Source organism: Streptomyces sp. NPDC006602 (assembly GCF_042870385.1).
Lineage (GTDB): Bacteria > Actinomycetota > Actinomycetes > Streptomycetales > Streptomycetaceae > Streptomyces.
In genome coordinates, this window is record NZ_JBIAHG010000004.1 from 310,216 (window position 1) to 336,007 (window position 25,792).

General features: G+C 73.3%; 23 protein-coding genes and 1 pseudogene. 16 read left to right on the forward strand and 8 right to left on the reverse strand.

Annotation, left to right across the window (positions count from 1 at the left end; all coding sequences use genetic code 11):
- Positions 1-2: 2 nt before the first annotated feature.
- The 3 genes from ACFYO2_RS13680 (at position 3) to ACFYO2_RS13690 (ending at position 5,318) form a co-directional block, all read left to right on the forward strand.
- On the forward strand, positions 3-2,402 hold the full coding sequence (locus ACFYO2_RS13680) for a xanthine dehydrogenase family protein molybdopterin-binding subunit (RefSeq protein WP_388348088.1): 2,400 nt from the start codon (positions 3-5) through the stop codon (positions 2,400-2,402).
- 254 nt (positions 2,403-2,656) lie between these two features.
- Entirely contained in the window at positions 2,657-4,114 is a 1,458-nt protein-coding gene (locus ACFYO2_RS13685) for an NCS2 family permease (RefSeq protein ID WP_388348090.1), read from the forward strand.
- Positions 4,115-4,166: 52 nt separating this feature from the next.
- Positions 4,167-5,318 carry an XdhC family protein gene (locus ACFYO2_RS13690; protein ID WP_388348091.1) on the forward strand — a complete coding sequence of 384 codons (1,152 nt, stop codon included), beginning with the start codon at positions 4,167-4,169 and terminating at the stop codon, positions 5,316-5,318.
- A gap of 70 nt (positions 5,319-5,388) precedes the next feature.
- Here ACFYO2_RS13690 and ACFYO2_RS13695 read toward each other — a convergent pair whose 3' ends face one another.
- Positions 5,389-5,829, reverse strand: a complete 441-nt coding sequence (locus ACFYO2_RS13695) for an SRPBCC family protein (RefSeq protein ID WP_388348608.1) — start codon at positions 5,827-5,829, stop codon at positions 5,389-5,391.
- Positions 5,830-6,087: 258 nt separating this feature from the next.
- Between ACFYO2_RS13695 and ACFYO2_RS13700 the strand changes: the two genes are divergently transcribed.
- The 12 genes from ACFYO2_RS13700 (at position 6,088) to ACFYO2_RS13755 (ending at position 18,655) form a co-directional block, all read left to right on the forward strand.
- The gene (locus tag ACFYO2_RS13700) at positions 6,088-7,050 is read left to right on the forward strand and encodes a UDP-glucuronic acid decarboxylase family protein (protein WP_388348093.1); all 963 of its coding nucleotides are present in this window, start codon (positions 6,088-6,090) and stop codon (positions 7,048-7,050) included.
- 267 nt (positions 7,051-7,317) lie between these two features.
- Positions 7,318-8,952 carry a carbamoyltransferase gene (locus ACFYO2_RS13705; protein ID WP_388348095.1) on the forward strand — a complete coding sequence of 545 codons (1,635 nt, stop codon included), beginning with the start codon at positions 7,318-7,320 and terminating at the stop codon, positions 8,950-8,952.
- Entirely contained in the window at positions 8,949-9,968 is a 1,020-nt protein-coding gene (locus ACFYO2_RS13710) for a glycosyltransferase family 2 protein (RefSeq protein WP_388348097.1), read from the forward strand. Before ACFYO2_RS13705 ends, ACFYO2_RS13710 begins: the two co-directional genes overlap by 4 nt.
- Positions 9,965-10,690: a D-glycero-alpha-D-manno-heptose-1,7-bisphosphate 7-phosphatase gene (locus ACFYO2_RS13715; RefSeq protein WP_388348099.1), complete on the forward strand. Its 726-nt coding sequence runs from the start codon at positions 9,965-9,967 to the stop codon at positions 10,688-10,690. Before ACFYO2_RS13710 ends, ACFYO2_RS13715 begins: the two co-directional genes overlap by 4 nt.
- Positions 10,687-11,685 (forward strand): glycosyltransferase family 9 protein, encoded by a 999-nt coding sequence (locus tag ACFYO2_RS13720; RefSeq protein WP_388348100.1) that lies wholly within the window; start codon positions 10,687-10,689, stop codon positions 11,683-11,685. The genes ACFYO2_RS13715 and ACFYO2_RS13720 overlap by 4 nt, the downstream gene beginning before the upstream one ends.
- Positions 11,682-12,632, forward strand: a complete 951-nt coding sequence (locus tag ACFYO2_RS13725) for a glycosyltransferase (RefSeq protein WP_388348101.1) — start codon at positions 11,682-11,684, stop codon at positions 12,630-12,632. Before ACFYO2_RS13720 ends, ACFYO2_RS13725 begins: the two co-directional genes overlap by 4 nt.
- Positions 12,629-13,846 carry a glycosyltransferase gene (locus ACFYO2_RS13730; protein WP_388348102.1) on the forward strand — a complete coding sequence of 406 codons (1,218 nt, stop codon included), beginning with the start codon at positions 12,629-12,631 and terminating at the stop codon, positions 13,844-13,846. Before ACFYO2_RS13725 ends, ACFYO2_RS13730 begins: the two co-directional genes overlap by 4 nt.
- Entirely contained in the window at positions 13,846-14,427 is a 582-nt protein-coding gene (locus ACFYO2_RS13735; RefSeq protein ID WP_388348103.1) for an SIS domain-containing protein, read from the forward strand. The genes ACFYO2_RS13730 and ACFYO2_RS13735 overlap by 1 nt, the downstream gene beginning before the upstream one ends.
- Positions 14,424-15,875, forward strand: coding sequence for a D-glycero-beta-D-manno-heptose 1-phosphate adenylyltransferase (gene rfaE2 / locus ACFYO2_RS13740; protein ID WP_388348104.1), 1,452 nt, complete (start codon positions 14,424-14,426; stop codon positions 15,873-15,875). Before ACFYO2_RS13735 ends, rfaE2 begins: the two co-directional genes overlap by 4 nt.
- A gap of 52 nt (positions 15,876-15,927) precedes the next feature.
- Positions 15,928-16,884, forward strand: coding sequence for a glycosyltransferase family 9 protein (locus ACFYO2_RS13745; RefSeq protein ID WP_388348106.1), 957 nt, complete (start codon positions 15,928-15,930; stop codon positions 16,882-16,884).
- Between the two features lie 2 nt (positions 16,885-16,886).
- Positions 16,887-17,762, forward strand: coding sequence for a glycosyltransferase family 2 protein (locus ACFYO2_RS13750; RefSeq protein WP_388348108.1), 876 nt, complete (start codon positions 16,887-16,889; stop codon positions 17,760-17,762).
- Complete coding sequence (locus ACFYO2_RS13755) at positions 17,759-18,655, forward strand: glycosyltransferase family 2 protein (protein ID WP_388348110.1); 897 nt, start codon at positions 17,759-17,761, stop codon at positions 18,653-18,655. The genes ACFYO2_RS13750 and ACFYO2_RS13755 overlap by 4 nt, the downstream gene beginning before the upstream one ends.
- Before the next feature lie 50 nt (positions 18,656-18,705).
- On the opposite strand, the gene ACFYO2_RS13760 is transcribed toward ACFYO2_RS13755, so the two are convergent.
- The 7 genes and pseudogenes from ACFYO2_RS13760 to ACFYO2_RS13790 all read right to left on the reverse strand — a co-directional run bounded on the left by ACFYO2_RS13760 (position 18,706) and on the right by ACFYO2_RS13790 (position 24,709).
- Positions 18,706-18,903 carry a hypothetical protein gene (locus ACFYO2_RS13760; RefSeq protein WP_388348112.1) on the reverse strand — a complete coding sequence of 66 codons (198 nt, stop codon included), beginning with the start codon at positions 18,901-18,903 and terminating at the stop codon, positions 18,706-18,708.
- Between the two features lie 52 nt (positions 18,904-18,955).
- Positions 18,956-19,264, reverse strand: a complete 309-nt coding sequence (locus ACFYO2_RS13765; RefSeq protein WP_388348114.1) for a DUF3040 domain-containing protein — start codon at positions 19,262-19,264, stop codon at positions 18,956-18,958.
- A 55-nt stretch (positions 19,265-19,319) separates the two neighbouring features.
- Complete coding sequence (locus tag ACFYO2_RS13770; RefSeq protein WP_388348116.1) at positions 19,320-20,231, reverse strand: polysaccharide pyruvyl transferase family protein; 912 nt, start codon at positions 20,229-20,231, stop codon at positions 19,320-19,322.
- A 96-nt stretch (positions 20,232-20,327) separates the two neighbouring features.
- Positions 20,328-20,604: pseudogene (locus ACFYO2_RS13775) on the reverse strand (MgtC/SapB family protein); the annotation flags it as partial.
- A gap of 83 nt (positions 20,605-20,687) precedes the next feature.
- A complete protein-coding gene (locus tag ACFYO2_RS13780) occupies positions 20,688-22,139 on the reverse strand; it encodes a family 43 glycosylhydrolase (protein WP_388348117.1) in 1,452 nt (483 codons plus the stop codon).
- 61 nt (positions 22,140-22,200) lie between these two features.
- Entirely contained in the window at positions 22,201-23,709 is a 1,509-nt protein-coding gene (locus ACFYO2_RS13785; protein WP_388348119.1) for a family 43 glycosylhydrolase, read from the reverse strand.
- 88 nt (positions 23,710-23,797) lie between these two features.
- On the reverse strand, positions 23,798-24,709 hold the full coding sequence (locus ACFYO2_RS13790) for a DMT family transporter (protein WP_388348121.1): 912 nt from the start codon (positions 24,707-24,709) through the stop codon (positions 23,798-23,800).
- An 86-nt stretch (positions 24,710-24,795) separates the two neighbouring features.
- Between ACFYO2_RS13790 and ACFYO2_RS13795 the strand changes: the two genes are divergently transcribed.
- A complete protein-coding gene (locus ACFYO2_RS13795) occupies positions 24,796-25,650 on the forward strand; it encodes a LysR family transcriptional regulator (protein WP_388348610.1) in 855 nt (284 codons plus the stop codon).
- The last annotated feature ends 142 nt before the right edge of the window (positions 25,651-25,792 follow it).

Consider the following 25,792-nt stretch of genomic DNA (forward strand, 5'->3'; position numbering starts at 1 on the left):
GCATGCCCAGCAACGGCGCCCCCATCGGGACCCCCACCAAGGTCACCCAGGGATCGAAGACCAAGGGCGGCATCGGCGAGTCCACACTGCGCCCGGACGGCATCCTCAAGGTCACCGGCGAGTTCGCGTACTCGTCCGACATGTGGCACGAGGACATGCTGTGGGGCCAGATCCTGCGCTCCACGGTCGCGCACGCCGAGATCGTGTCGATCGACACCGGCGAGGCACTCGCCCTGCCCGGCGTCTACGCCGTCATGACGTACGACGACCTGCCCACCGACGTGAAGAACTACGGCCTGGAGATCCAGGACACCCCCGTCCTCGCCCACGGCAAGGTCCGTCACCACGGCGAGCCGGTCGCCATCGTCGCCGCCGACCACCCGGAGACCGCGCGCCGCGCCGCCGCCAAGATCAAGGTCGAGTACCGGGACCTGCCCGTCATCACCGACGAGGCCTCCGCGACCGCGCCGGACGCGATCCTGATCCACGAGAACCGCGACGACCACCACATCGGCCACGTCCCGCACCCGAACATCCTGCACCGCCAGCCGATCATCCGCGGTGACGTCGAAGAGGCCGCCAAGAAGGCCGACTTCGTCGTCAGGGGCGAGTACACCTTCGGCATGCAGGACCAGGCCTTCCTCGGCCCGGAGTCCGGTCTGGCCGTCCCCGCCGAGGACGGCGGCGTCGACCTCTACATCGCCACCCAGTGGCTGCACTCCGACCTGCGCCAGATCGCCCCGGTCCTGGGCCTGCCCGAGGACAAGGTCCGTATGACGCTGTCCGGCGTCGGCGGCGCCTTCGGCGGCCGCGAGGACCTGTCGATGCAGATCCACGCCTGCCTGCTGGCCCTGCGCACGGGCAAGCCCGTCAAGATCGTCTACAACCGCTTCGAGTCGTTCTTCGGGCACGTGCACCGTCACCCGGCGAAGCTCCACTACGAGCACGGAGCGACCAAGGACGGCAGGCTCACCCACCTGAAGGCCCGGATCGTGCTCGACGGTGGCGCGTACGCCTCCGCCTCCCCGGCCGTCGTCGGCAACGCCGCCTCGCTCGGCGCGGGCCCCTACGTCATCGACAACGTCGACATCGAGGCCATCGCCCTCTACACCAACAACCCGCCCTGCGGCGCCATGCGCGGCTTCGGCGCGGTACAGGCGTGCTTCGCCTACGAGGCGCAGATGGACAAGCTGGCGAAGAAGCTGGGCATGGACCCGGTGGAGTTCCGTCAGCTCAACGCGATGGAGCAGGGGAGCCTCATGCCGACGGGGCAGACCGTCGACTCTCCCGCGCCGGTCGCCGAACTCCTGCGCCGCGTCAAGGCGATGCCGATGCCGCCGGAGCAGCAGTGGCTCGCGGCCGGCGAGGCCGCGGACGTACGCCAGCTGCCGGGCGGCCTGTCCAACACCACGCACGGCGAGGGCGTCGTGCGCGGCGTCGGCTACGCGGTCGGCATCAAGAACGTCGGCTTCTCCGAGGGCTTCGACGACTACTCCACCGCTCGCGTCCGGATGGAGGTCGTCGCCGGGGAGCCGGTGGCCACCGTGCACACCGCGATGGCCGAGGTCGGCCAGGGCGGCGTCACCGTCCACGCGCAGATCGCCCGCACCGAGCTGGGCGTCACCCAGGTGACGATCAAGCCGGCCGACACGCAGGTGGGCAGCGCCGGTTCGACGTCGGCGTCGCGTCAGACGTATGTCACCGGTGGCGCCGTCAGGAACTCCTGCGAGCTCGTCCGCGAGAAGGTCCTGGAGATCGGCCGCCGCAAGTTCGGTTCATACCATCCCGCTTGGGCGACGGCGGAGCTGCTGCTCGAGGGCGGCAAGGTCGTCACCGACGGCGGCGAGGTCCTCGCCGACCTGATCGACGTACTCGACGACGAGTCCGTCGAGGTCGAGGCCGAGTGGCGGCACCGTCCGACGGAGGCCTTCGACCTGCGTACGGGCCAGGGCTTCGGCCATGTCCAGTACACCTTCGCCGCGCACCGCGCGGTCGTCGAGGTCGACACCGAGCTCGGCCTGGTCAAGGTCATCGAACTGGCCTGCGCCCAGGACGTCGGCAAGGCGCTGAACCCGCTGTCCGTCATCGGCCAGATCCAGGGCGGTACGACCCAGGGGCTCGGCGTGGCGGTCATGGAGGAGATCATCGTCGACCCGAAGACCGCGAAGGTCCAGAACCCCTCCTTCACGGACTACCTGATCCCCACCATCCTCGACACGCCGACCATCCCGGTCGACGTGCTCGAACTCGCCGACGACCACGCCCCCTATGGGCTGCGCGGCGTCGGTGAGGCCCCCACCCTGTCGTCGACTCCGGCGGTCCTGGCGGCCATCCGGAACGCGACGGGGCTGGAGCTGAACAGGACGCCGGTACGTCCCGAACACCTGACGGGAACCGCATAACGTCCGCCGCCGCTGCGGGCAGTCGTGCCTCCCCCAGTGCCTCAAGGGCCTGGGGGGACCCCCAGGCGGCACGGGTGGGCGCAGCGGCACCCCGACGCCGGGCACCTGCTGGACCCACGGCCGCTCCGGCGCCGGTTGCAGTGCAGTACCCACGTTCGTCTCGGGCCGTCCCCCGGGTCGTGCACCTCCCCAAAACCCGCGCGTCACCGAAGGCAACCCGCGGGTGTCCCTATGAACCTTGGGAGCAGGCCCACATGACCCAGCAGTCACTGGAGCCGAAGACCGTCGCCGAAGACGCGGGAGAAGGCACCCGCGTCGCGGCCGGACGGTCCTGGCTCGACCGGTACTTCCACATATCCCGGCGCGGATCCTCTCTCGCGCGTGAAGTGCGCGGCGGCACCACCACCTTCATGGCGATGGCGTACATCCTCCTGCTCAACCCGCTGATCCTGTCCGGCAAGGACGCGGCGGGGAACACGCTCGGCCAGCAGGCGCTGATCACCGCGACCGCGTTCGCGGCGGCCCTCAGCACGCTCCTGATGGGTTTCGTCGGCAAGGTGCCCCTCGCCCTCGCCGCCGGCCTCTCCGTCTCCGGAGTCCTCGCGTCCCAGGTCGCCCCCCGGATGACCTGGCCGCAGGCGATGGGCATGTGCGTGATCTACGGCGTGGTCATCATGCTGCTCGTCGTCACCGGCCTGCGCGAGATGATCATGAACGCGATCCCGCTCGCGCTCAAACACGCGATCACCATGGGCATCGGCCTGTTCGTCGCCCTCATCGGCTTCTACAAGGCCGGTTTCGTGCACCAGGGCAAGGCGACCCCGGTCTCCCTCGGTCCGGCCGGCGAACTGGCCGGCTGGCCGGTGTTGCTCTTCGCCGTCACCCTCCTCGCGATCTTCATGCTCCAGGCGCGCGGCGTCCCCGGCGCGATCCTGCTCGGCATCGTCGGCGGCACCGTACTCGCCGTGCTGCTCAACGCAACTGACGTCATCGACCCCGGGCAGTGGGCGAGCGGCGCCCCCGAACTGCACGGCGGCGCGGTCTCCATGCCGGACTTCTCGATCTTCGGCGATGTCGAGTTCGGCGGCTGGGGCGAGGCCGGCGCGATGACCGTCGGCATGATCGTGTTCACCCTCGTGCTGGCCGGGTTCTTCGACGCGATGGCCACCATCATCGGCGTCGGCACCGAGGCGAAGCTCGCCGACGAGCAGGGCCGGATGCCGGGCCTGTCCAAGGCGCTGTTCATCGACGGCGCGGGCGGTGCGATCGGCGGCGTGGCGGGCGCGTCGGGCCAGACGGTGTTCGTCGAGTCGGCGACCGGCGTCGGCGAGGGGGCCCGTACGGGCCTGTCGTCGGTGGTCACGGGGCTGTTCTTCGCGGCCTGTCTGTTCTTCACCCCGCTGACGGCCATCGTGCCCGGCGAGGTCGCCGCCGCGGCCCTCGTCGTGATCGGCGCCATGATGATGACGAACGCCCGGCACGTCGACTGGGCCGACCGCGCCACCGCGATCCCGGTCTTCCTGACCGTCGTCATCATGCCGTTCACGTACTCCATCACGGCCGGCGTCGCGGCCGGTGTCATCTCGTACGTGGCCATCAAGACCGCCCAGGGCAAGCCCCGGGAGATCGGCGCCTTCATGTGGGGCCTGACGGTGATCTTCCTGCTGTACTTCGCCCTCGACCCGATCGAGAGCTGGCTGGGCGTGCACTAGCCGCCCGGACGAACGCCCTCCGCACGGACCGTAGTTGAAAGGAGACCGAGACATGCTGGACGTCGCCGAGGAGCTGAACCGGTGGGTCGAGCAGGGACGTGACTTCGCCGTGGCCACCGTCGTGGCCGTCGGCGGCAGCGCGCCCCGCCGGCCCGGCGCCGCCCTAGCGGTGGACGCCGACGGCACGGCGATCGGCTCGGTCTCCGGCGGCTGTGTGGAGGGCGCGGTCTACGAACTGTGCCAACAGGCGCTGCGGGACGGCCAATCGGTGCTCGAGCGCTTCGGGTACAGCGACGACGACGCCTTCGCCGTCGGGCTGACCTGCGGCGGCGTCATCGACATCCTCGTCACGCCGGTACGGGCGGGCGACCGGGTCCGTCCGGTGGTGACGGCCGCGCTCGACGTCGCCGCGCGCGGGCGGGCGGCCGCGCTGGCCCGGATCGTGTCCGGTCCCGCCGAGCTGGTCGGGCGGGCGATGCTGGTCCGTCCCGAGGGGTCGTACGACGGCGGCTTCGGCGCCCATCCCGAGCTGGACCGCACGGTCGCCGCGGAGGCCGGCGCGTTCCTGGACGCCGGGCGTACGGGCACGCTGGAGATCGGGGAGCACGGCTCCCGCTGCGGGGCGCCGCTCACGGTGCTGGTGGAGTCGTCGGTCCCGCCGCCCCGGATGATCGTCTTCGGCGCGATCGACTTCGCGTCGGCGCTGGTGCGCGTCGGCAAGTTCCTCGGCTACCACGTGACCGTGTGCGACGCCCGCCCGGTGTTCGCCACGCGCGCCCGCTTCCCCGAGGCCGACGAGATCGTCGTCGAGTGGCCGCACAGGTACCTGGAGCGCACGGACGTCGACGCCCGCACCGTGCTGTGCGTCCTGACCCACGACGCCAAGTTCGACGTACCCCTGCTGAAGCTCGCGCTGCGGCTGCCGGTGGCGTATGTCGGCGCGATGGGCTCCCGGCGCACCCACCTGGACCGCAACGAGCGGCTGCGCCAAGTCGGCGTCACCGAGCTGGAGTTGGCGCGGCTCAGGTCGCCGATCGGGCTGGACCTCGGGGCGCGTACACCTGAGGAGACGGCCCTGTCGATCGCCGCCGAGATCGTCGCCGAGCGGCGGGGTGGCAGCGGGGTCTCACTGACCGGCGCGCACACGCCGATCCATCACGACGTGACGTCGGTGCCGGCGGGGCGGATCGGATCGGTGGCCTGAACGGCGCCGCCGCGTACGGCAGGCCGGGCGGACGCGTGGTGGCCCTGCCGGTGCGCGCGTTCGACCATGGTCACCGGCGTCTCAGGAGCCCGTTCACCGCTCGGCCGAAGACGTAGCGTGCCGCGGCGCCCAGGAGGGGGTCGAAGAGGCGGGGGAGGAGGCGTACGCGCAGTTCCTCGCGCCACAGGACGCGGGTGCGGCCGCCGGGGCCGGGGTGGACCTCGAGTTCGGCCCAGCCGGTGATGAAACGGCCGCGTTTGTCGAGGCGGCACAGGCCGGGCGCGTTGTCCGTCGGGGGACGCCAGAGGGTGACTTCCATCGGGTCGTCGAACGAGAGCGGGCCGATTCCCGAGCGGGCCAGGACGACAGTGCCCTCGCGGGTCGGCCCGGACGGGGTGACGGTGATCCGGGTGAGCGGAACCGCGTCGCCGTGCCGGGGCCAGTCCGTGAGGCGGCGCCATGCCTCGTCGAGGGGGAGCGGCGCGGTGCGTTCGAGCAGGAAGTTGACCACGGGACGATCGTAGGGATGCGGCGCGTTGAGCAGGGTGTTCGTATACGGCTCGGTCACGTCGCACGTGCGGGCGTGAGGTCACCCTTCCCAGAAGTGCGCGCGGCGTCTCGTGCGCCGCCGAGCAGGCCGGACGCGAGGTCCGGCCCACGGTGCTCCGACCCGGACACGGGCAGTGACGGATGCCCGGTCCGCGCATGTGAAACCCGCCGCCGGGTTACTCGCCGACACGCACGTGAAGGCGAGAGTGAGGAGAGCCCCATGAGCGGACACGCCTGGCGCCGGGCCCTGGTCACCGGCGGAGCCGGATTCGTGGGATCCCATCTGTGCGCGCGACTGGTCGCCGAGGGCACCGACGTCGTGTGCCTGGACAACCTGGCCACCGGCTCCCGCGTCAACGTCGCCGACCTGGAGCAGCGCCGCGGCTTCCGCTTCGTGCGCGCCGACGCCACCGATCCCGTGGCCCTGCGCGGCCTGCCCGGCCGCTTCGACCTGGTGCTGCACTTCGCCTGCCCGGCCTCGCCCGTCGACTACCTGCGGCTGCCGCTGGAGACCCTCGACGTCGGCAGCACCGGCACCCGCAACGCCCTGGAGCGGGCCCGGGCCGACGGCGCGCGTTTCGTGCTCGCCTCCACCTCCGAGGTGTACGGCGACCCGCTGGAGCACCCGCAGCACGAGGACTACTGGGGCAACGTCAACCCGATCGGCCCGCGCAGCGTGTACGACGAGTCCAAGCGCTTCGCCGAGGCCCTGGTCACCGCGCACCGCAAGGTGCACGGCACGGACGCCGCCATCGTCCGCATCTTCAACACCTACGGCCCGCGCATGCGCACCGGCGACGGCCGTGCCGTCCCCGCCTTCGTGTCGCAGGCCCTGGACGGCGCGCCCCTCACCGTCGCGGGCGACGGCGGGCAGACCCGCTCACTGTGCTACGTCGACGACACGGTCGACGGCGTCCTCGCCCTGGCCGCCTCCGGCGCCGACGGCCCCGTGAACATCGGCGGCGGCGAGGAGATCACCATGCTGGAGCTCGCCCGCCGGATCATCGAACTCACCGGTTCCTCCTCCCGGATCCGGTTCGTCGAACGCCCCGCCGACGACCCCGCCCGGCGCCGCCCCGACACCCGGCTGGCCCGGGAACTGCTCGGCTGGCAGCCGAGGGTCGGCTGGAGCGAGGGGCTCGAGCGCACGATCGGCTGGTTCTCGCATTCCGTAGCGGCCTGAGTCGCTGTAGCCGCCGAGCCGCCGAGCCGCCGAGCCGCCGCCGTGGCCGCCGCGCCTCCGTAGCCGGCTGAGCCGCCATAGCCGCCTGAGCGGCCGTGCGTTTCTGAAGCAGGCCCCAGCCGCGAGAGAGCGGTGGCCTTAGCACCGCAAACAGTGAAAAGTCGGCGTTTTTCGTGGCAAGTCGTCTTCAACTGTTTGAGACAGCTGCGGTAAGGCACTCGGACGCCGGAAATCCCCACACGCCGCCCGGGACGGAGCACCCCCCACATGCGCATCCTTGGTATCAACGCCTTGTTCCACGATCCGGCCGCCGCTCTGGTCGTCGACGGCCACACGGTCGCGGCCGCCGAGGAAGAGCGCTTCAGCCGCCGCAAGCACGGCAAGCGCCCGGTGCCGTTCTCCGCGTGGGAGCTGCCCGAGCTCTCCGCCCGCTGGTGTCTGGAACAGGCGGGCATACGCCCCGAGGAGCTCGACGCGGTGACCTACTCCTTCGACCCGAAGCTGTCCCGGCCCGCCCGGGACCTGGGCCTGGACGACCCCTGGGACCCGCTGCGGCTGGAGTACGCCCGCCGCGCCCCCGAGTTCCTCGCCGAGTCCCTGCCCGGCCTGGACCCGGACCGTGTGGTCTTCGTCCCGCACCACGTCGCGCACGCCGCCTCCGCCGGACCCGCCTCCCCGCACCCCGACAGCGCCGTCCTCGTCCTCGACGGCCGCGGCGAGGCCGCGTCCCACCTGGCCGGCCGCTACCGCGAGGGCAAGCTCGACACCCTCGCCGCACAGGCGCTGCCGCACTCCCTGGGCCTGCTCTACGAGGAGCTCACCGAGCACCTCGGCTTCCTGCGCAGCAGCGACGAGTACAAGGTGATGGCCCTCGCCTCCTACGGCAAGCCGCGCTTCCTGCCCCAGCTGCGGCAGTACGTGCACGCCACCGGCGACGGCGGGTTCCGCACCCAGGGCGTCGACTGGGCCGCCCTCGCCCCGCCGCGAGCCAAGGGCGAGGGCTGGACCCAGGACCACGCCGACCTCGCCGCCGGCGCCCAGGCCGTGCTCGAGGAGGTCCTCCTCGAACTGGTCCACTGGCTGCACCGGGAGGCCGGCGGCGAGGCGCTCACTCTCGCCGGCGGCGTCGCCCTGAACTGCGTCGCCAACTCCAAGATCGCCGCCCGTGGCCCGTACCGGCACGTGTGGGTGCAGCCCGCCGCCGGAGACGCCGGAACCGCCCTCGGCGGCGCCCTCCATGTGGCCGCGCAGGACGAACCCCCGCAGCCCATGCCCGGCGCCGACCTGGGCCGCGGCTGGAGCGACGAGGAACTGCGCGCCCGGCTCGACGAGGCCGCCGTACCGTACGAACGGCCCGACGACGTCGCCGAGGCCGTCGCCGAGGAACTCGCCCGGGACGGGATCGTCGCCTGGTTCCAGGGACGCAGCGAGTACGGGCCGCGCGCCCTCGGACACCGGTCCCTGCTCGCCCACCCGGGCCGGGCCGAGAACCTGGAACGGCTCAACCACGTCAAGGGCCGCGAGGAGTTCCGCCCGGTCGCGCCCATGGTCGTGGCCGAGCGCGCCCACGAACTGTTCACCGGGCCGCTGCCGAGCCCGTACATGCTCTTCGTCCACGACGTCGCACGCGACTGGCGCGACCGGATTCCGGCCGTCGTGCACGTCGACGGCACGGCCCGTATCCAGACCGTCGAGGAGCGGCGGGAACCGCTGGTGGCGCGGATGCTGCACGCCTTCGAGCGGCGCACCGGGCTGCCCGTGGTCGTGAACACCAGCCTCAACACCGCCGGCCGGCCCATGGTCGACGACCCGCGGGACGCACTGGAGTGCTTCGGCTCCGCGCCCGTCGACCTGCTCGCCATCGGGCCGTACGTCGTGCGCCGGGGGGAGGCGTTCGCATGACGGCGCCGACCGGCACGAGCACGGCCTACGCGGTGGTGATCCCGACCCTCGTGCGCGACACCCTCGCCGACTGCCTCGCCGCGCTCGTCGCCGCCACCGGCCCGAAGCCGCACGAGATCGTCCTGGTCGACGACCGGCCCGAGCCCGATCCTGGGCCGTGGGAGCACCCGCTCAGCGTGCTGGGCGACCTGCGCGAGCGCACGATCGTGGTCCCGAGCGGCGGGCGCGGGCCCGCCGCCGCCCGCAACACCGGCCTGCGCGTCATCACCGCGCCCTGGGTGGCCTTCCTCGACGACGACGTCCAGGTCGGCCCGCACTGGTGCGAGCAACTCGTGCAGGACCTGGCCGACACGACCCCCGAGACCGCGGGCGTGCAGGGCGTGATCGCCGTACCGCTGCCCGGCGAGCGCCGGCCCACCGACTGGGAACGCGGCACCGCCTCTCTCGCCCGGGCCCGCTGGATCACCGCCGACATGGCCTATCGCACCGATGCCCTGAAGCAGGTCGGCGGCTTCGACGAACGCTTCCCGCGCGCCTTCCGCGAGGACGCCGACCTCGCCCTGCGGGTCCTCGACGCGGGCTGGCGCATCCGGCAGGGCCGCCGCACCACCCGCCACCCCGTGCGCCCCGCCGACCGCTGGGTGTCCCTGCGCGCCCAGCGCGGCAACGCCGACGACGCCCTGATGCGGCACCTGCACGGCACCGACTGGTGGGAGAAGGCCATCGCCCCGCGGGGTCGGCTGCGCAGCCACCTCGCGATCACCGCGGCAGGCGCCGCCGCGTGCGCCCTCGCCCTCGCCGGACGCCGCCGGGCCGCCGCCCTCGCCGCGCTGGGCTGGGCCGCCGGCACTGGCGAGTTCGCCTGGGCGCGTATCGCCCCCGGACCGCGCACCCGGTACGAGGTGACCACCATGCTCGTCACCAGCGCGCTCATCCCGCCCGCGGCCACCTGGCACTGGCTCGGCGGGGTATGGCGACACCGCGACGCACCCGCCTGGCAGGAGGTGGCCGCATGAACCGCGTGCGAGCCGTGCTGTTCGACCGCGACGGCACCCTCGTCCACGACGTTCCCTACAACGGCGACCCCGACCGCGTACGCCCCGTCGCCGGAGCGCGCGAGGCCCTCGGCCTGCTGCGCCGGCAGGGCATCCGCACCGGCGTCGTCACCAACCAGTCGGGCATCGCGCGCGGCCTGCTGACCGACGCCGACGTCCGGCACGTCAACCACCGCGTCGACGAGCTCCTCGGCCCCTTCGACGTGTGGGGCGTCTGCCCGCACGGCCCCGACGACGGCTGCCACTGCCGCAAACCCGAACCGGGCCTCATCCTCTGGGCGGCCGGACGCATCTGCACCGCGCCCGCCGACTGCGTGGTCATCGGCGACATCGGCGCCGACGTCGAGGCCGCACGCCGGGCCGGCGCCCACGGCATCCTCGTACCCACTCCCGAGACCCGGCCCCAGGAGACGGCGGGCGCGGACCATGTGGCTCCCGACCTCCTGACCGCCGTGCGGGCCGTGCTGAACGGGCCGCCGACGGGCCGCGTCCTGGCCGACGAACGGCCCATCGAGGCCGCCTACGACACCGGTGGGAGGCCGTCCGTCGAGGTTTCTCGTGCGTCCGATGACACGCGTGGGAGGCCGTCCGTTCAGGCTCCCCGTCCGTCCGATGACACGGGCGGGAGGCCGTCCGTCCAAGCTCCCCCTACGTCCGACGACACCAGCGGGAGGTTGCGGTGAAGGCTCTGGTCACCCGCCTCGACAGCTTCGGCGACGTTCTGCTCGCCGGGCCCGCCGTCCGCGCCGTCGCCGCCCGGGCCGACTCGGTCACCCTGCTGTGCGGACCGCGCGGCGCGCCCGCCGCCCGGCTGCTGCCGGGCGTGGACGACATCCTCGTCTGGGACGCGCCCTGGGTGGGCCTCGATCCCCCGCCCGTCGGCCGCGGCGAGGTCGAGCAGCTCATCGACACCATCGACGCCGACACGGCCCTGGTGCTGACCTCGTTCCACCAGTCCCCGCTGCCCGTCGCCCTGCTGCTGCGGCTGGCCGGCGTGGCCCACATCGCCGCCGACAGCGAGGACTACCCCGGCTCACTGCTCGACGTACGGCATCACCGCGCCCCGCACGTCCACGAGGCGGAGGCGATGCTCGACCTCGCCGGGGCCGCGGGGTTCCCGGCGACCGACGACGGACGGCTGCGGGTGCTGCCCCCGCCCCGCGCCACCGCGCTGACCGGCCCGGGACCGTACCTCGCGCTGCATCCCGGCGCCAGCGTCCCGGCCCGGGCCTGGAGTCCCGACCGCAGCGCGCAGACGGTCCGCGAACTGGCCGCGGCCGGACACCGGGTCGTGGTGACCGGCGGCCCGGACGAGCGCGACCTGACCGCTCATGTCGCCGGCGAGCACGCGCTCGACCTCGGCGGCCGTACCGGCGCCGCGGAACTCGCCGGTGTGCTGGCCGGCGCCGACGCCGTCGTCACCGGCAACACGGCGCCCGCACACCTCGCCGCCGCCGTCGGCACCCCTGTCGTCTCCCTGTTCGCGCCGGTCGTGCCCGCCGAACGCTGGCGGCCGTACGGCGTGCCCTACGTACTGCTCGGCGACCAGCACGCGCCCTGCGCGGACAGCAGGGCCCGGGAGTGTCCCGTGCCCGGGCATCCGTGCCTGGACACGGTGGCCGCCCACGACGTGGTCGCCGCCGTCGAGAAGCTCGTCGCGGAGGTGGGGCGGACATGAGGATCCTGCTCTGGCACGTGCACGGCTCCTGGACCACGGCCTTCGTCCGGGGCCCGCACACCTACGTCGTCCCCGTCACCCCGGACCGCGGGCCGGACGGCCTCGGCCGCGCCCGTACGTTCGACTGGCCCGACTCCGTCGTAGAGGTACCGCCACAGCGGCTGCGGGACGCCGGCATCGACGTCGTCGTGCTGCAACGGCCGCACGAACTCGCCCTCGTCGACCAGTGGTTGGGCCGCCGTCCGCCCCTGGTGTACCTGGAGCACAACGCCCCGCACGGGGACGTGCCCGACACCCGTCACCCGGCCGCCGACATCCCCGGCGTCACCCTGGCCCACGTCACCCACTTCAACCGGCTGATGTGGGACGCCGGTCCCACCCCGACGACCGTCATCGAGCACGGCATCGTCGACCCCGGACCCCGCTGGACCGGCGAGCTGCCCCGCGCGGCCGTCGTCGTCAACGAGCCGGTGCGGCGCGGCCGTACCACCGGAACCGACCTGCTGCCCGCGTTCGCCGACGCCGCCCCGCTGGACGTCTTCGGCATGGGCGCCGAAGGGCTCGCCGGCCATCTCGGCCTGCCGCCCGACCGCTGCCGTTCCCACGAGCTCGTGCAGGCCGACCTGCACGCGGAGATGGCGCGGCGGCGCGTCTACGTCCACCCCGTCCGCTGGACCTCCCTCGGACTGTCCCTGCTGGAGGCGATGCACCTGGGGATGCCCGTTGTCGCGCTCGCCACCACCGAGGTCGCCGAGGCGGTGCCCCCCGGCGCGGGACTGGTGTCCAACCGAATCGACGTACTGACCGATGCCGTACGGGACTTCGTGGCCGATCCCCTGCGTGCTCGCCTGATCGGCGAGGGCGCGCGGGCGGCGGCGCTCGCCCGTTACGGGCTGTCCCGCTTCCTGGACGACTGGGAGCGGCTGCTGAAGGAGGTGACCCGATGAGGATCGCCATGGTGTCCGAGCACGCGAGCCCGCTCGCCGCGCTCGGCGGTGTCGACGCCGGGGGCCAGAACGTGTACGTGGCCCGCCTCAGCGAAGAGCTGGCCCGGCGCGGCCACGACGTCACGGTCTACACCCGCCGCGACAGCGCCGACCTGCCCGACCGGGTTCCGCTGCCCGGCGGCGCCGTCGTCGAGCACGTGCCGGCCGGACCCCCCGAGGCCGTACCCAAGGACGAACTGTTCCCCCACATGCCCGCGTTCGGCTCCTACCTGGCACGCGCCTGGGCCCGCGAGCGGCCCGACGTGGTGCACGCCCACTTCTGGATGTCGGGCATGGCCGCCCAGATCGGTGCGGGCCCGCACGGCATCCCGGTCGTGCAGACCTTCCACGCCCTGGGCACCGTCAAGCGGCGCCACCAGGGCAGGCGAGACACCAGTCCGTACGAACGGGTCGGCATCGAGCGGCAGATCGGCCGCGGCTGCGAGCGCGTCCTTGCGACCTGCACCGACGAGGTGTACGAACTCGCGGACATGGGCGTAACGACGCGGCAGACGTCCGTCGTGCCCTGCGGAGTGGACGTCGGGCACTTCCACCCCGGCGTGGACACCGCCGCCGCGCCCGCCCGTCAGGAGCGGCACCGACTGCTCGCCTGCGGCAGGCTGGTGCGCCGCAAGGGCTACGACGAGGCGATCCGCGCGCTGGCCCGGATCCCGGACACCGAACTCCTGATCGCGGGCGGGCCCGCGCCCGGTCTGCTGGACGCCGACCCCGAGGCGCAGCGACTGAGCCGGCTCGCGCAGCGCACCGGCGGGGCCGACCGGGTGCGGCTGCTCGGCGCCGTCGACCCGGCCGACATGCCCGCCCTGATGCGCAGCTCGGACCTCGTCCTGTGCACGCCGGTCTACGAGCCGTTCGGCATCGTGCCGCTGGAGGCGATGGCGTGCGCCGTCCCCGTCGTCGCCACCGACGTCGGCGGCCACCGGGACACGGTCGACGACGGCGGCACCGGCCGACTCGTGCCGCCCGGCGACCCCGGCGCGATCGCCGGCGCCGTCCGCGACCTGCTCGCCGACGGCGGCACCCGCCGCCGCTACGGCACCGCCGGACGCGCCCGGGTCCTCACCCACTACACCTGGCACCGGGTCGCCGACGGTGTCGAACAGGTCTACCGCCGGGTGGCGGTCGGACACGCACTGCCGAAGGAGGTGGCCTGATGACCCTGCACCCGCCCGCCGTCGCGCACTGCGACGAACTCGAGGACGCGCTGGGCGCGTTCCGCGCATCGGCCCACATCATCGAGCGCTGGGGCGAGCGACTGGCCGCCGTGCTCACCGGGGGCGGCAGGCTGCTCGCCGCGGGCAACGGCGGCAGCGCCGCCCAGGCCCAGCACCTCACCGCAGAACTCGTCGGCCGCTACCGCGACGACCGGCCCGCGTTCTCCGCGATCGCCCTGCACGCCGACACCTCCAGCACGACCGCCATCGCCAACGACTATGGAGTGGACCAGGTGTTCGCCCGCCAGGTCCGCGCCCACGGCCGTCCCGGCGACGTCCTGGTGCTGCTGTCCACCAGCGGTGCCAGCGCCAACCTGCTGTCCGCCGCGGACGCGGCCCGCTCGGCGGGCCTGCGGGTGTGGGCGCTCACCGGCCCGGCCCCCAACCCCCTCATGGCGGGCAGCGACGAGTCCCTGTGCGTGACGGCCGCGTCCGCCGCGACGGTCCAGGAACTCCACCTGGTGGCGGTGCACATGGTGTGCGCGGCGTTCGACGCGGCCGTGGAGCGGGGTGCGGCATGACCGGCGGATGGGAAGCGGGCGCGGCGGACGCGGCACGCGACGGTACGGCCGGTGCGCCGGGAGCCGGCGCGGCGGGCGGCGGGCGCCGCCGGGCCCCGCTGCTGGTGGTCGGCGACGCGCTGCTCGACCGGGACCTCACCGGTCACGCCGAGCGGCTGGCGCCCGACGCACCCGTGCCGGTCGTCGCCGACTGCGGGCAGCGCGTGCGGCCGGGCGGCGCGGCCCTCGCCGCCTACCTCGCCGCCCGCGACGGCCACGACGTCACCCTCGTCACCGGGCTGGGCGACGACCCCGCCGGCCGGGAGCTGCGTCGCCTGCTCGAACCGTGGCTGACGCTGATCCCGCTCCCGCTGACCGGCCCGCTGTCCGAGAAGACCCGCGTACTCGCCCAGGGCCGCCCCGTCGTCCGCCTGGACCGGGGCGACGGCCGGGTGCGCGAGGCCACCGACCAGGCGCGGCGGGCGATCCGCCGGGCACCGTCGGTCCTGGTCTCCGACTACGGCCGCGGCGCCGCCGACGCGCTGCGGGACGTCCTCGCCGAACGCCCGCCCCTCGTCTGGGACCCGCACCCGCAAGGGTGCCCGCCGGTGCCGGGCACCCGGCTGGTCTCACCGTCGGAGAAGGAGGCGTACGCGCTGTCGGGGGAGAGCGGCGCACCGGACGGCGACCTGCGCGGTGCCGCCCGCGGTGCCGCCGCACTCGTCCGGCACTGGCGGGTCGCCGCCGTCGCGGTGACCCTCGGCGCGCGGGGCGCCCTCCTGTCGTACGGGGAGCACCCGCTGCTCGTCCCGGCGCCCACCGCGCACGCCGGGGATCCGTGCGGCGCGGGCGACCGGTTCGCGGCGACGGCGGCCGGGCTGCTCGCGGACGGCGCGCTCGTCGGCGAGGCGGTCGAGGGCGCGGTGGCCGCCGCGAGCGACTTCGTCGGCGCGGGCGGTGCGGCCGCGCTGGCGTGCGAGGAGGTCCAGTCCCCGGCCGCCGACGGCGATCCGGACGACCCGCTCGCCCTGGCCGCCCGCGTCCGCGCCGCGCACGGCACCGTCGTCGCCGCGGGCGGCTGCTTCGACCTCCTGCACGCCGGGCACGTCGGACTGCTCCAGGCCGCCCGGCGGCTCGGCGACTGCCTGGTCGTCTGCGTCAACTCGGACGCCTCGGTACGGCGGCGCAAGGGCGAGGGCCGCCCGGTCAACCCGCTCGCCGACCGCGTCCGCGTCCTGCGCGCGCTGGCCTGCGTCGACGCGGTCGCCGTCTTCGACGAGGACACCCCCGAACGCCTCCTCGCCGAACTCCGCCCGCAGGTCTGGGTCAAGGGCGGCGACTACGCCGGCGCCGAACTCCCCGAAGCCACGCTCCTCGAGGAGTGGGGCGGCCAGGCGGTCCTGCTGCCCTACCTGGACGGCCGCTCCTCGACGACCCTGATGGCCCGAGCGGCGAGCGTGCGCCGATGACCACCGGACGCCGGGAGGCGAAGTCTCCGTCGCGTATGCCCGGAGGTGCCCCATGACCACCCCGCGCCCCCGTCTCCTCGTTTTGCGTGCCCTGGGTCTCGGTGATCTTCTCGCCGGTGTGCCGGCGTTGCGTGCGCTGCGTCGGGGGTTTCCCGGGTATGAGCTCGTGCTGGCCGCGCCTGCCGAGCTCGGGCCCGTCGCGGCGGTTACGGGTGCCGTCGACCGGCTGTTGCCCGCGTCGGCCCCCGGGCGTGCCGTACCGCGGCGTATCGACTGGACCGGTCCGCCCCCCGACATCGCGGTCGACCTGCACGGCAACGGACCGCCCAGCCACCGTCTGCTGATGGCGCTGCGCCCGCTGAGGCTGCTGGCCTTCGCGCACCCCGAGACGCCCGAGGTCGACGGTCCGCGGTGGTTCCCGGAGGAACACGAGCGGGACCGCTGGTGCCGGCTTGTGCGGTCGTACGGCATCGACGCCGACCCAGCCGACCTGCGGCTGCCGCGGCCACCCGGGCCGTCCCCGGCCCCCGGCGCGGTCGTCCTGCACCCGGGCGCGGGCGCACCCTCCCGCTGCTGGCCCACGGAGCGTTACGCGGAGGTCGCCGGGGCGCTGCGCGAGCGCGGGCAGCGGGTCGTGGTCACCGGGGGAGCGGACGAGGGCGACCTGGTGGCCGACCTCGCCAAGCGCGCCGACGTGCCCGACACGGACGTCTTCGGCGGCGGCCTCCCCTTCGACCGGCTCTCCTCACTGGTCGCCGACGCCCGCGCCGTGCTCAGCGGCGACACCGGCATCGCCCATCTCGCGGTCGCCCACGCCACCCCGTCCGTCACCCTCTTCGGCCCGGTCCCGCCGAGCCGTTGGGGCCCGCCCGCGCACCCGCGGCACCGCGCCCTGTGGCACCCCGGCCCGGAGGGCGACCCGCACGCCGGCACGCCCGACCCGGCGCTGCTGCGCATCCGTTCCGACGACGTACTCGCCGCCCTGCACGAGCTACGAGGCACTTCTTGACCATGACCCAGGCACCCGTCGGCATCGTCATCGCCACCCGAAACCGCTCGGCCGCCCTCGCCGAGACCCTCAGCCGTCTTGGCGCCCTCCCGGAACGCCCCCCCGTCCTCGTCGTCGACAACGCCTCCACCGACGACACCCGCACCATGGTCGCGCGCGACTTCCCCCACGTCCGCGTGCTGGCCCTGCCGTTCAACCGCGGCGCCCTCGCCCGCACGCACGGCGTCCGCGCCCTCGACACCCCGTACGTGGCGTTCAGCGACGACGACTCCTGGTGGGCGCCGGGCGCGCTGAGCCGGGCGGCCCGCCTGTTCGACCAGCACCCGAGGCTCGGACTGCTCGCCGCCCGCACTCTCGTCGGCCCCGACGGGGCCCCCGACCCGCTCAACGAGGTGCTCGCCGACTCCCCGCTCGGCCCGGCCGCCGACCTGCCCGGCACCCAGGTCCTCGGCTTCCTCGCCTGCGCCTCCGTCGTCCGCCGCAGCGCCTACCTCGACGCGGGCGGGTTCCACCGGCTGCTGTTCTTCGGCGGCGAGGAGACCCTCCTCGCCTACGACCTCGCCGCCCGCGGCTGGGGCGTCAGCCACTGCCCGGACGTGACAGCCCACCACCATCCGGACCCGGCACCCCGCGTCCACCGCCGGGCCGTCATGCGCCGCAACGAACTCCTCACCGCCTGGCTGCGCCGCCCCCTGCCGTACGCGCTGGCCCGCACCCGCGACCTGGCCGCCGACGCCGGCCACGACGGCCAGGCCCGACGCGCCCTGCGCGAGACGCTGGTGCGCCTGCCCACCGCACTGCACGCCCGCAGGGCCCTGCCCCCGAACGTCGAACGCGCCGCCCGCCTGCTGGACGGCAGCCCCGGAGTCACCGCATGACCGACCCGCGCACCACCGTCGTCGTCATCACGCACAACCGGTGCCCCGAACTCCTGCGCACCCTCGACCGACTCGCCAAGCTTCCCGAGCGACCCGCCGTGATCGTCACCGACAACGCCTCCACGGACGGCACCGCCGGCGCCGTCGCCCGGCACCACCCCGACGTACGGCTGCTGCGCCCGGGCCGCAACCTGGGCGCCGTCGGCCGCAATCTGGCCGTGCGCCAGGTCCGTACGCCGTACGTGGCCTTCTGCGACGACGACTCGTGGTGGGCGCCGGGCGCGCTGTCCGGCGCCGCCGACCTCCTCGACCGGCACCCCGCGCTCGCCTCCGTGACGGCCCGTATCGTCGTCGAACCCGACGGCACCGACGACCCGATCACCGAGGAACTCCGCAACTCGCCCATCCCCGGCCCCGGTTGGCTGCCCGGTCCGGCGCTGGGCTCCTTCCTGGCCGCGGCCACCGTGTTGCGCACCGACGCCTTCCGGACCGCGGGCGGCTTCCATCCACGGCTGTGGCTGGGCGGTGAGGAGGAGCTGCTCGCCGCGGATCTGGCGGCGGACGGCTGGTGGCTGACGTACGCGGACGACCTCACGGTCCACCACCAGCCTTCCACCGCACGGGACTCCACGCTCCGGCGTACGCACGGCATCCGCAACACACTCTGGTTCACCTGGCTGCGCCGCCCGGCCGGTCCCGCCCTGCGCCGCACCCTCCACCTGGCCCGCACGGTTCCCCGCGACCGGGCCTCCCTGCGCGCCTTCGCCGAGGCGACGGCCGCGCTCCCGTGGGTGCTGCGCGAGCGCCGGGTGCTGCCGACGGCGGTCGAGTCACGGCTGCGGACGCTGGAGCACGCCCAGCGCAACTCGACCGCCCGCCGCTACACGGGCTGAACCCGGCCGACCAGGTCGGCCGGGTCCAAGCCCGGTCACTCGTTCTCCGGTCACTCGTTCTCCGGGCGTTCGCCCTTCGGGCCCCGTCCGCGTTCGGTGCGCGGGCCCGAGCTCTGCCACTCCGGATCCTGTTGCAGGGCCTTGTTGGCGGCCGCGTTGGCATCCTGGTCGGAGACTCCCGACCGTTCCGCCTCCTTGCGCAGCCGGGCCCGCCGGGTGTCGTACTTCTTGCTTCCTGGTTCGGGCACGACGATCACCTCCTGGGCGGCCGGGTCCCCGTGGCCCTGGGCCACAAACGCCTCAGCCCTCGGTCCACCGGCACAACAGGCGGAACACCGAGAACAGCGCGAGGGGCCACACCGCGGCGAAGGCCCAGATCACACCCGGCTCGGAGGTGAGGATGCCGGTCACCATGAGCCCGGTCGACACGGCCAGGAGGAGCGCGACGATCCAGGTGCGCGGCCGGCAGGAGGCCAGCCGCGAGAGAACGGACGGCCGGCGCGGCCGCAGCGTGCGCATCCTGCGGTCGAGTCGGCGGTCGCGGCGCAGCGCGCGTTCCATCTCGTCGAGGATGCGCTGCTCGTGGTCGGGGAGTCGGCTTGTGGTCACGGTCGCTCCTCGCGGGGCCGGAGAGTCCCTTTCCGAGTGCCCGGCCACCCGCGAACTAACCGGCGGCGAGCCGCTCCAGGGCCTGAGGCAGCGCGTCCGCGCCGTCGGGTTCCGCGCCCGCCAGGAACTCGGCGCGGATCCGGCGGGCGGCCTCCGGGCCGGAGCTCAGACACCAGTCCCACCAGTGGTCGAGCCGGTCGGCGTCGAGGTGTTCGGCGGACACCAGCGCGGGCCAGCCGCAGGCACGGGCCTGCCCGGTGACCTTGGCGCCGCCCTCGACCGGGTCCACGGCCAGTGCCGGGGTTCCGGCCCGCAGTGCCAGCACCAGCCCGTGCAGCCGGTCCGTGACGACCAGGTCCAGCCGGCCGAGTACGGCCTCCAGCTGCGCCGGGGTGGCGCCGAGCCGCCAGTCGTGCGCGTCGAGCCGGGTCTCCAGCTCCAGCCGGGCGCAGTCCCGGCCCGCCAGCCAGCGCGTCACCTCGTCCGCGACCTGCCCGTGCCGCCGCAGGGCCCCGTACTCGTGCTGCCCGTGCGTGAGGACCACCCCGACCACGGGCGGCGCGGGGGCGGCAGGGGCGCGTGCCGACAGGTCCCGCACCGGCTCCGCTTCCGGGGCGTCCCGGGCCAGCACGCGGTGGAAGCCGGCGGCGGCCGGTGCGCCGGAGTCGACGACCGACGTCCCGACGGCGATCCGCACACAGTGCGCGAACCGCCGGTGCAACTCCTCGACCTGCGGCCCGTACAGGGGCCCGCACACGAACACCAGGTGGGAGTACTCCTCGGGCCGGACCCCGGCCAGATGCAGGGCCCCGGGCCGGAAACCCGGGCTCCACACGACGTCGTACGGGATCTCCGCCCGCTCCAGCACGTCCTCGACCCGCCGCAGCGCCAGGACGTCCCCGGCGGTGGCCTCCCCGTCCCGGAAGCTGAACCACCCGGTCAGCACCACTCTTCGCCGACGCGGCATGTCCCGACCTCCTCGTGCGGTGCGGCACGAGTGCCCGGCCGCCCCGCACGCAATCACCGCGCCGCCGGGCAGAGCGCTCGGCTACTCCTCGTCAGCGATCCCGGAGACGATCTGGGCCGCCACCCGGGACGGGTCGAAGGACACGTTGTCCAGCCCGAGGACATTGCCGAACCCGTGCTGGGAGACCTCTATCATCAGGGCGCCGGCGATGCCCACCAGGGTGTGGGTGCGCAGGCCGGCGCTCTTCTGCCGGGCCGCCCGCTCCCAGCCGATCAGGCTGGAGAGCAGCAGCGCGAGACCGAGTTCGGACAGCTGGCGCAGCCCTTGCCAGCCCGTTGCTCACGTCCCACAGCCCGGCGGCCTGCACCGGCATCCGCGGCCTCCCGTGCCGTCACGTCAACCTCTGCCCCTGCCGCTTCCCGCTTCGGGCCGGTTCAGGGGCAGAGGCGGCGCGGGTCACTGGCCGTAGAACGTGGCGTCCGCCCGGTCGGTGGCCGTGCTGGGCGTCTGCACGTACAGCAGGTAGGTGTAGTGACGGATGTAGCGGCCCGCGGAGGCGTACGACTCGTAGGAGACGCCCGCCGAGTCCGACAGCCCCGCCCGCTTGTAGAAGGTGGCGTCGGACGCGAACTGCGCCGTGCCGTCGTTCTTCTGCAGCCACACCTCGAAGCTCGCGTTGCTCCGCAGGTAGTAGCCGGGGAAGTTGGCCGACTCCAGCGACACGGTGCCGCTGCCGGTCAGGCCGGTGACCACGCGGAACTGCGAGTCCGCCAGCGGGCTGACGTTGGCGTCGATCCGGCCGCGGTAGTCGAAGTGGCGGATGAAGCGGTCCGCGAAGTTGTACGACGAGAAACGCTGCGGGGTGACCCCGTCGGCCACCGGGATGCCGAAATCGGGGGTGCCGTCGGCCTTCCAGTACACCTTCTGGACGCGGGTACGGCGGTTGGGGTCGTTCAGCGGGTCGCCGGTGATGTCCTTGTAGCTGCGGTCGTGGTAGACGAGGACGTCGGACTTGCCGTCCTCGGAGACGGTGAAGGAGTTGTGGCCCGGCCCGTACTGCGAGGTCGCCTCGCTCGTCTTGAACACCGGCTGCGAACCCTTGGTCCAGGACGCCGGGTTGGTCAGGTCGGCCGTCGATGAGGCGGTGAGCATGCCCAGGCAGTAGTTGGAATCGGTCGCGCTGGCCGAGTAGGTCATGAAGACCTTGCCGCCGTGCTCGATCACCGCCGGGCCCTCGTTGACCTTGTAACCGATCGTCTCCCAGGACAGCGTCGGCTGGGAGATCTCCGCCGGAGTGCCGGTGAGCGTCCAGGGGTCGGCCATCTTGGCGATGAACAGGCTGGTGTTGTTGTTCTCGGCCGGGTTGCGCTGGGCCCAGGCGAGGTAGCGGACGCCGCCCACGACGAAGGTGGTGGCGTCGAGGGAGAAGCTCTCCCACGTCGTCTTGATCTGGCCCTTCTCGGCCCAGGTCGCGGTGAGCGGGTTGGCTCCGGTGCCCTCCAGGACGTACATCCGGATCGCCCACTGGTCACTGCTGGAGCCGGCGGCGAAGTACACGTACCACTTGCCGTTGATGTAGTGGATCTCCGGTGCCCAGATGTGGTTGGCCATCACGCCGCTGGCGTGCTTGGTCCAGATCGTGGTCTCGGGGGCCGTCGACAGGCCCTGGATGGTGGTCGCCCGGCGCAGCACGATGCGGTCGTACTCGGGGACGGTCGCGGTGAAGTAGTAGTAGCCGTCGGTGTGCTTGAAGATGTGCGGGTCGGCGCGCTTCTCGGCGATCGGGTTGGTGTAGGTCACGGCGGGGGAGTCGGGCACGGCCGCGTGGGCGACGGTGCCGGGTCCGGCGAGACAGCCCACCAGGGCGAAGAGGACGGCCGTGAGCAGCCGTACGGCGTTGCGTCTCAAGGGGTTGCTCCAGATTGCGGATGCGGGATGCGGGATGCGGGATGCGAAGGGAGGGGGGAGGTCAGGTCGTGGGGACGAGGCGCCACTGCTGGCAGTTGTTGTTCAGCCAGGTCCACAGCCGTACGTCGGTCCCGTTCGTGGTGCCGCAGTTGGCGACGTCGGCGACCTTGCCGCTGTTCTCGTTCACGATCCGCACGTAGTCGCCGGTGGCCGTGTAGACCAGTCGGAACTTCTGGCAGTTGTTGTTCAGCCAGGACCACTGCGCGATATCCGTGCCGTCGGTCGTGGCGCAGTTCGCGGTGTCCGCGACCTTGCCGGTCGCGACGTTGACCAGGCGGCTGGTGTCGTTGCCGAGGTCCTCGACGCGCCACTTCTGGTTGGCGCCGCCGGTGCAGCTCCACTGGAAGATGTTGGTGCCGTCCGCGGTGTTGCCGCCCTCGACGTCCAGGCACTTGCCGCTGTTGCGGTTCACCAGGGTGTACGCGGTCGGGGTCGCCGCCGTCTCGCCCGAGGGGCCGGGCAGCGTGGTGCCGAGCGCGACCGGGGTGCCGAAGTTCGGCGTGCCGTCCGCGTTCCAGGTGAACTTCTGCGCCCGCGTCGTACGGCCGTTGCCGCAACCGCCGGTCGCGCTGTCGTTGGCGTGGTAGACGATCCAGTTCTCGGTGCCGTCCGGTGAGGAGAAGAAGCCGTTGTGGCCGGGACCGTAGACACTCGCCGCGTCATTGCGCTGGAAGACCGGCGTCTGCTTCTTCGTCCAGGAGGAGGCCAGCAGGGGGTCGCTGCCGGTGAGCTCCAGCTGGCCCAGCTTGTAGTCCGGGGTGCCACAGAAGCTCGCGGAGAAGGTGAGGAAGGTGCGGCCGTCGTGGTAGAGCGGCTCGGGGCCCTCGTTGACCGCGCCGCCCGAGGTCTCCCAGCTCGCGGTGGGGCTGGAGATGATGGTGAACGTGTTGCTGGCCAGCGTGTACGGGTTGCTCATCGGCGCGATGACCAGGCTCTGCTTGCTGCCGTTGATGAAGCCGCTGCCGACCAGGTACAGGTTGTTGTTCGCCTCCAGGACGGTGGCGTCGATGAGCCAGCCGCCGGGGGTGAGGTTGGAGCCGGAGAGCTGGTTCTTGTACGTGTACGGGCCCATCGGGTCGGTGCCCGCGCTCTCCAGGACGTGGGTGCGCTGGGAGTCGCAGCAGGAGACACCACTCTGTCCCGCGGAGTAGTACAGGTACCAGTGGCCGTCGAGGAAGTGGATCTCCGGCGCCCAGATGTTGGTGTTGCGGGTGGAGGTGGTGTCACTCCAGATCTGGACACTGGCGGCCGTGGAGAGCCCGGCCAGCGTCGGCGACTTCCGCATGGTCAGCACACCGGTGAAGGACGTGGTGACCAGGTAGTAGTTGCCGTTGTAGTACTCGAGCCAGGGGTCGGCGCCCTTCGTCGACTTGATCGGGTTGGTGTACGGGCGGCCGTCGGCGGCGGCGGCCGGCGTCGTCGCCGACACCATGGCGATCAGTACGGCGAGCACGCACAGGAGCAGGGATCTGCGGCGTCTGGCGGGGGGCTGCTCTGACATCTTTGGCATGCGGGACCGTCCCTGTCCGTAATTTCGAACGTCGTTCGTAAATTCGGTCAGAAGATAAGTGGAAGGTATGCCCCCGTCAACGGTTTCGTCACGTGCGCTTTACACGGGGGCGACGCGTGGCGATGCTCAGCGTGTTCGCGGCGACGATCCCGCCGATGCTCGCCCACTCCGCCCAGCCCAGGTTCTGGCCGAGCCCCATCCACCCCACGACGGCGGCGAGAACCGGGTTGACGCTCATGAACAACCCGAAGGCCTGGGCCGGGACATGGCGCAGCGTGAACAGGTCCGCGAGGTACGGCACCGCCGAGGACAGCACCCCGGCGGCGACCGCGTATCCGACTGCCTCCGGGGTCGGCGGTTGCCGCAGCACGAGCACGACACCGACCGGCAGGAACAGCAGGGCGGACACACCGGCGGCCGCGGCGGAGCCCTGGGCGCCGGGGACGCGCCGGCCGACCGTGCGGTTGAGCAGGATGTACGACGCCCAGCAGACGGCGGCGAGCAGCCCCAGGCCCATCCCGACGTAGTCGGCCGACGGCCGCGGACGCATCAGCGTGACCACGCCCGCCGCCGCGACCAGCGCACAGCACAGGTCCACGCGGCGGCGCGTCGCGGCCAGGGCCACGGCGAGCGGCCCGAGGAACTCCAGGGTGACCGCGAGCCCCAGGCCGATGCGGTCGATGGCGCTGTACAGGGACAGGTTCATCGTTCCGAACACCACGGCGAGCAGCAGCACAGGCCACCACTGCCGCCAGGTGAAGGCCCGTAGTCGCGGCCGGTCGACGACCAGCAGGACGAGCGCGGCGACGTACTGGCGCACCGCGACGACCCCGACCGGTCCCAGCACCGGGAAGGCGAGGGAACCGAGCGCGGCGCCGGTCTGGTTGGACAGACCGCTGCCGACCATCGTGGCGACACCGGCGAGCCGCTCGCGGGCGGGCTCCGGGACAGGGGCGGTGGTGGTGGTGCTCACGGTCGCTGAGGCGCGTGCGGCTCGCATGCGCCGATCGTGCGGCCGTACGCCACATACGCAAAATGCGCCCGCGCCGCGATCTATACGCTGGACGCATGGAAGCAGCAGGATGCATGGATGTGGAGCTACGCCAGTTGCGCTGTCTCGTCGCGATCGTCGACGAGGGCAGCTTCACCGACGCGGCCATCGCGCTCGGCGTCTCCCAGGCGGCCGTCTCCCGCTCGCTGGCCTCGCTCGAACGGGCCCTGGGCGTACGGCTGTTGCGCCGCACCTCCCGCGAGGTGACGCCGACCGCGACCGGTCTGAGGACGGTGGCGCAGGCCCGGCGGGTGCTCGGCGAGGTCGACGACCTGGTCCGGGAGGCCGCCTCGGGGCACACCCGGCTGCGGATCGGCTACGCATGGTCGGCGCTCGGCCGCCACACCCCCGCCTTCCAGCGCCGCTGGGCCCAGGCCCACCCCGGGACCGACCTGCACCTGGTGCGCGTCAACTCCGGCACCGCCGGTCTCGCGGAGGGCGCCTGCGATCTCGCGGTGGTGCGCAGGCCGGTGGACGACCGGCGGTTCGACTCCGCCCTCGTCGGGCTGGAGCGACGGCTGTGCGCACTGGCCGCCGACGATCCCCTGGCCAGGCGCCGCTCCGTCCGGCTCGCCGACATCGCCGGACGCACCCTGCTCATCGACCGGCGGACCGGCACCACGACTGCCGAACTGTGGCCGCCGGACGCCCGCCCCGAGACCGAGGAGACCCACGACATCGACGACTGGCTCACCGTGATCTCCACCGGCCGGGGCGTCGGCGTGACCGCGGAGTCCACCGCCCACCAGTACCCGCGCCCCGGCATCGTCTACCGGCCGGTCCGCGACGCCGAGCACATCGCCGTACGCCTGGCCTGGTGGCGCGGCGACACCCACCCGGCCACCCCGGCCGTGATCGAACTCCTCACCACCCTCTACCACACCGGCTGAGCCCCCTCCCAGGCCCCCCGGTCACCAGGCCGTCCACCCGCCGTCCACGGTGAGCGTGGTCCCGGTGACGAACCGGGAGGCGTGACGTGCGTGAGGGCCCGCAGCGCACCGCGGGCCCTCCTTCGTCGGCCTGCCGCCGAAG

Bases quoted from the DNA above. Each gene is read 5' to 3' on its own strand.
- ACFYO2_RS13785 (WP_388348119.1), bottom strand. From the start codon at position 23,709: ATGCCAAAGATGTCAGAGCAGCCCCCCGCCAGACGCCGCAGATCCCTG.
- ACFYO2_RS13685 (WP_388348090.1), top strand. From the start codon at position 2,657: ATGACCCAGCAGTCACTGGAGCCGAAGACCGTCGCCGAAGACGCGGGA.
- ACFYO2_RS13750 (WP_388348108.1), top strand. From the start codon at position 16,887: ATGACCCAGGCACCCGTCGGCATCGTCATCGCCACCCGAAACCGCTCG.
- ACFYO2_RS13735 (WP_388348103.1), top strand. From the start codon at position 13,846: ATGACCCTGCACCCGCCCGCCGTCGCGCACTGCGACGAACTCGAGGAC.
- ACFYO2_RS13745 (WP_388348106.1), top strand. From the start codon at position 15,928: ATGACCACCCCGCGCCCCCGTCTCCTCGTTTTGCGTGCCCTGGGTCTC.
- ACFYO2_RS13705 (WP_388348095.1), top strand. From the start codon at position 7,318: ATGCGCATCCTTGGTATCAACGCCTTGTTCCACGATCCGGCCGCCGCT.
- ACFYO2_RS13795 (WP_388348610.1), top strand. From the start codon at position 24,796: ATGGATGTGGAGCTACGCCAGTTGCGCTGTCTCGTCGCGATCGTCGAC.
- ACFYO2_RS13715 (WP_388348099.1), top strand. From the start codon at position 9,965: ATGAACCGCGTGCGAGCCGTGCTGTTCGACCGCGACGGCACCCTCGTC.
- ACFYO2_RS13755 (WP_388348110.1), top strand. From the start codon at position 17,759: ATGACCGACCCGCGCACCACCGTCGTCGTCATCACGCACAACCGGTGC.
- ACFYO2_RS13680 (WP_388348088.1), top strand. From the start codon at position 3: ATGCCCAGCAACGGCGCCCCCATCGGGACCCCCACCAAGGTCACCCAG.
- ACFYO2_RS13710 (WP_388348097.1), top strand. From the start codon at position 8,949: ATGACGGCGCCGACCGGCACGAGCACGGCCTACGCGGTGGTGATCCCG.
- ACFYO2_RS13770 (WP_388348116.1), bottom strand. From the start codon at position 20,231: ATGCCGCGTCGGCGAAGAGTGGTGCTGACCGGGTGGTTCAGCTTCCGG.
- ACFYO2_RS13700 (WP_388348093.1), top strand. From the start codon at position 6,088: ATGAGCGGACACGCCTGGCGCCGGGCCCTGGTCACCGGCGGAGCCGGA.
- rfaE2 (WP_388348104.1), top strand. From the start codon at position 14,424: ATGACCGGCGGATGGGAAGCGGGCGCGGCGGACGCGGCACGCGACGGT.
- ACFYO2_RS13725 (WP_388348101.1), top strand. From the start codon at position 11,682: ATGAGGATCCTGCTCTGGCACGTGCACGGCTCCTGGACCACGGCCTTC.
- ACFYO2_RS13730 (WP_388348102.1), top strand. From the start codon at position 12,629: ATGAGGATCGCCATGGTGTCCGAGCACGCGAGCCCGCTCGCCGCGCTC.
- ACFYO2_RS13690 (WP_388348091.1), top strand. From the start codon at position 4,167: ATGCTGGACGTCGCCGAGGAGCTGAACCGGTGGGTCGAGCAGGGACGT.
- ACFYO2_RS13790 (WP_388348121.1), bottom strand. From the start codon at position 24,709: ATGCGAGCCGCACGCGCCTCAGCGACCGTGAGCACCACCACCACCGCC.